Source organism: Candidatus Methylomirabilota bacterium, assembly GCA_027293415.1.
Taxonomy (GTDB): domain Bacteria; phylum Methylomirabilota; class Methylomirabilia; order Methylomirabilales; family CSP1-5; genus CSP1-5.
On the sequence record JAPUFX010000050.1, the window covers coordinates 1 to 4,743 of the forward strand.

Annotated in this window: 5 protein-coding genes; all 5 read right to left on the minus strand. The window is 60.2% G+C overall.

Annotated elements, in window-relative coordinates; genetic code table 11:
* Positions 1–210: 210 nt before the first annotated feature.
* The gene (locus O6929_03430) at positions 211–342 is read right to left on the minus strand and encodes a transposase (GenBank protein ID MCZ6479448.1); all 132 of its coding nucleotides are present in this window, start codon (positions 340–342) and stop codon (positions 211–213) included.
* Positions 343–420: 78 nt separating this feature from the next.
* Positions 421–1,470: a HEAT repeat domain-containing protein gene (locus O6929_03435; protein ID MCZ6479449.1), complete on the minus strand. Its 1,050-nt coding sequence runs from the start codon at positions 1,468–1,470 to the stop codon at positions 421–423.
* A 105-nt stretch (positions 1,471–1,575) separates the two neighbouring features.
* Positions 1,576–3,066, minus strand: coding sequence for a right-handed parallel beta-helix repeat-containing protein (locus O6929_03440; GenBank protein MCZ6479450.1), 1,491 nt, complete (start codon positions 3,064–3,066; stop codon positions 1,576–1,578).
* Positions 3,067–3,098: 32 nt separating this feature from the next.
* Complete coding sequence (locus tag O6929_03445) at positions 3,099–3,419, minus strand: hypothetical protein (protein ID MCZ6479451.1); 321 nt, start codon at positions 3,417–3,419, stop codon at positions 3,099–3,101.
* Between the two features lie 577 nt (positions 3,420–3,996).
* A complete protein-coding gene (locus O6929_03450) occupies positions 3,997–4,530 on the minus strand; it encodes a hypothetical protein (protein ID MCZ6479452.1) in 534 nt (177 codons plus the stop codon).
* Between the last annotated feature and the right edge of the window lie 213 nt (positions 4,531–4,743).

Sequence of the window (4,743 nt, forward strand, 5' to 3'; positions counted from 1 at the left end):
CGGAGGTGCCAGGGGCTGGGCGTCTCGAGGCATGGCCGAGACGCCCGCAGCCTTGATCCTGATGAGTGACTGGTGCGGACCGGCAGACGCGGCCGACGCCACTACCATCGAAAATCGGGGTGCGTGACGGTCAATCACCGGTGGACGGGGAAGACGGATTGGAATATACAAATGTGGGGGGGAGACGTATTCCCACTTGACAGGAGCCTTCTAATGAGTGACCCCATCTCCTCTGAACATGCCCTTGCCGTTAAAACACCCATCTGTACAGAGGATGTGACAGTGGGGGTTAAATCCTAAGAAGTCCCCAAAGGTCTGCATGGTGATAACAGCCCCGGGCACTGCATCCTCCTCGGGCACAGTCTCTTGAAAAAATAAAGGGGTTGAGTTCCAGGGAACAGTGAGATCGCGTGTGGCGCGTCAGCGGATCTGGCGTCTCAGCTGTTCCAGCGTGTCGGCTGCGGTGTCGCGGACGGATTCATCCGGGTCGGCCAAGGCCTGCCGTACGAGGAGCATGGCACTCTGCCCCCCGATCTCCCCGAGGGCTTCTACCGCGGCTTCCCGCAGTGAGGCATCCTGATCTCGTAACGCGATGGCCAAGGTTTGGGCGGCAGCCTCCCCACCGATCTCCTCGAGGGCTTCGACCGCCGCCTGCCGCACCCGGCCATCCTCGTCGTGTAACGCAGTGCCCAAGGCCTCGGCGGCAGCCTCCCCGCCAATGTCCTGAAGCGCCTCCACCGCCCGATTCCGTAGCCGACGATCCTGATCTTCCAACGCAGCGGCCAAGGCCTCGGCGGCAGCCTCCCCGCCGAGGTCGGCGAGAGCCGCAATCGCGGCTTCCCGCACATCCTCATCCTCATCGGCCAAGGCCAGGCTCAAGGGCCCCACCGCCTCGGGGCCCCCGCTTGCTCCTAAGGCTTTTACCGCCTCCTCTCGCTCCCCAGCATCGTCACTGAGCAGGGCCTCTTCCAACACAGGACTGTCTTCAACCTCATCTCGCCGGGAGGACGGAGCTCTCGGATGCTCACCAGCCGTGGGTTGGCCAGGATGCCCTGCGTCTCCCCGGGAGAGAATCCAGAGCTTCGTCGGGCGCGGCGCGGTCGACTGACCCTGTTCAGGGGCTTGTTCCGCATACTCGAGGGCGAAGTTCTGATGGCGCAGGATCCGCCGCAGTCCTTCTTTTAGGGGGAGCTGGTGAAACTCTACGCTGATCCGATCCTGGAGTGAGCCGGGCAGCACCAGGGTGAGGCCGCTCTGGCGGGCGATCTCCTGAAGCAGCTCGGTCAGCGGCATATCGGTGACCTTCACGGTCAGGGAATCATCGGCGAACTGGATACCTCGAGCCAGCTGTGCTGGCTGGGCCTTGGCCTCGGGGGGCTCAAGCCTCTCCGCGGCGGGGCTCAGAGTCGGCAGAAGGGCGAGGCTCACGGTCAGGAGCAGGGGAAGCGTGAAGAGGCTGCCGGGCTTCATGGTTTCCCTCGGGACAATGCGGTGCACACTCCCGCGCCCCGCCCTCTCCCCCCGAAGTAAGGGGAGAGGGCAACCCGGTGTTCCGCGTCTGTTTGCAGACAGGCGCTAGTCACCGATGACACAGGCGATGGTGCCGAGGGTGAAGTTGTTGCCCCCGCCATCCGTGGCGACGCCTTCGTTACAGAAGGGTATGCGGTTGCCCTTGGCTTTGTTGCCGGTCAGCGTGGCGGTGGCGCCGGAGCTCACCTCGAAGCCCACGCCGTTGTTCTCTTTGGCCTCGTTGTTCTCAAGTGTGATGCCGGTGGCTCCCTTTACGTCGAAGCCATCCTGCCGGTTCTCCTCGGCTTCGTTGTCGGTCAGCGTGTGGCCGGTGCCGCCGATTGAGAACCCGTCGCCATGATTCTCCTCGGCCTCGTTATGATACAGGATGTGGCCGGTCCCGGAGATCTTGAAGCCGGGCTCGTTCTCATCCCCGCCGTTGTCTCTGGCTTTGTTGTGCCGGATGGTGATCCCAGTTCCCGAGATGTCAAACCCTTCGTCCGCCGCCCGGCGGGCCTCGTTGCCGTCCACTAGAAAGCCGGCGACACCGGCGAAGATGTCGAAGCCCTGGCTATCGTCGGCGATGTCTCTGGCTTTGTTGTCGGTTACCTCACCGCTGGAGCAAGGGCCGGGGGCAAAACAGTCGACCAGATACCCTTCATCATAAGCGCCCTTCACCGAGTTGTGGTAGACGACCGGGTTGTCGCCGCTCCAGTCGACCCCCCTGGATTCGCACGCGCGCATGTCGTTATCGGCAATCAGGACGTTGTTGCCCGACCCGTCGATACATACCCCGGCCACGAAGATGTCGTTTTTCTTAATCACGGCGTTGTTGCCGCGGACGTCGATCCCATCACCGTTGCAGTTTCTTATGTCGTTTTTCTTAATCTCAGCGTCGTTGCCGAAAAGGTCGATGCACTCGCGGCCGTCGGAAACCTCGATCTTGTTGTCCACGATCTTGGCGCGGTCCCCGTTGACTGCGATGCAGTCGTCATCGCAGTTTCTGATCTCACTATGATAAATGCTTACGTCGGCGGCGTCCGCATCGATCCCCTCCGAACCGCAGCCGAGGAGCTTCACCTTATCCACCGTGGTGGGACCGTCGTCGATATTGATGCAATCACTATCCGGTCCGGTGACGGTAACCTTCTTGATCACCGTCCCGTTCGCTCCGGGGTGGACACGGATGCCGTCGCTCGTCCCGTTCCGAAGGGTAAACTCCTTCAGCGTCACGCCGTCGGCGAAGACGTCGATGCCGTTGCCGAAGGGTTCAACCTCTGGGTCGATGATGACTTTCTTCCGGCTCTTCCCCTTGACGGTGAGGCCGGTCTTAGCGACCGGGACGTCGAACTGCTGCAGGTAGACCCCCTTGTCGATCGTCACCGTGTTGCCGGCGCTGGCGGCGTCGATGGCCGCCTGAATTGAGGCAAAGCATCCACCCGTGCCCCCGACGTTGACGCACTGGTCGGCGGCCTCGCCGGGCGTCGGCACAAAGAGCAACACGGCGAGCAACGCGCCCGCAGTCAGTATCTTCCGCTCAATCGTGATTGGTCTCATGGTCATGTCCTCCTTTCTCCGTTTGCGCAGGCCTATTGCTTCAGCTCCCGCTCGACCTTTTCCGCGTGCTCAAGCGCGCCTTCGTAGTTTCCGCTGTTAAAGCGACTTTCGGCGCGTTTAAGCTCGATCTCCGCCTCCTGCAGCCGGTCGCGGGCGTCCTCGTCGCCCTCGCCTGAGGCCAGCTGCTGAGCGTACTCCTCGATGAGCACGTCCGCCTGCTGGATAGCGGTCTGGGCTTGCGTCGCAAGATCGCCCTGGGCCTCACTCCCTGCCAGGGCCGGTGCCCCGCTGACCAGCAGAGCGGCCAACGCCATCAGCATGAGGAGACGAGCTCCCCTTCGCCACATGTCCATGAGTTCCCTCCTTTCGACATAAAAGGTTCGTGACAACCTCCATCCCTCCCTTACTCCAGGCTCCAGGCCAAGGCACCGTCGAATCGCAGCGGCCCCTTGGGTAAGGTTCCGGTTTGACCTTGCTTTTGCCTGTCAGCCCAATAAATAGGCTGCACTTTATCCCAGCGACTCGTCAACGGATCGATTTGCCGCTGCGCTGGCACGGCACTGACGGCCGACACGCCAAGAACTGATGAACGCTCAGGTATCAGCTATCAACCCAAGTGATCAAGTAGTGAAGAGTGAAGTGATAAAGTGAAGTGAAGTGATAAGAACTCCCTTTTGGGTGAGAGCAGAATAATTGAGGCAGGCGCTTCGTGTCGAGACGAAGATTTCCTTGAACTCGGCACCTGTGGCTGTAAAGCAAAACGCCCCCCAGGCCATGCTCCGCCCGAGAGGGCGTCTGAATGTGTGTTGCGCCGTCGATCATGCCTTGCGGTGGGCCGAGGAATTGCTAAAGTTACCCCCGGTTCCATCTTTCCCCTATCTGCGGAGAGCGTTTAATAGCAAGTTTCGATTCCTCTTCGAGAGTTGTCAATCACCCTAAGGTGCTGTTTCGAAGCCAAAAAGGTCCTAGGACCTTAGGCCGAGGCGCCTGAGCAGGGCGTCGAGCTGAGAGAGCATCGTGCTCTCGGCTACCAGGCGTCCCCAGCGTTTGGAAGCGGATGTTACCCTGTGGATTATTCAGGTCCTCCCAGAATGGGGCGATGAGATTATTCGGAACACGGGCCTGGGGCAGCGGCCGGCCAAAACAGCATCCATTATTGCCGGTAGGGGTGAAAGTAACAAAGCCGTTGGACGAGATAAATAGCTGGGTGTAATCAATTCCGTAGAAGTTGAACGGAAAGGGGATTGGGATGGCCGCACTCACCTGATCGTCGCCGAGTGGGACAACCGTGCCGCTACCACTGATATCGCGCAGGTTAAACGGGATAGTCACGCCTCTGTAACCAAAGTCGTCCGGCCCAGGAAAGGGCGTGGCCACTGCAAGCCGGGGGCAAACGAAGGCGAGCACTGTCGCGAGCCAGATGGATATACATAACGTGAAACTGCTGATCTGCCGTCCTTTCATTTTTTTCTCCGTCTGAAGGCGCTGAGTGGAAATCAAAATAAAAAACCTCAAGAAGGAACCTCGTCCTCCTTGAGGCGTCGTGGCCTTTGCCGAGCGGCACGTCCTTGGGGCCCCTCGACCTGTGCTCGATTTAGACTATTATCATAGCAAAGCCTTCTTGGGTTATCAACAAGTATACTCATAGGGGGCTCTCTGAGCGTAGGGTGTAGGAGC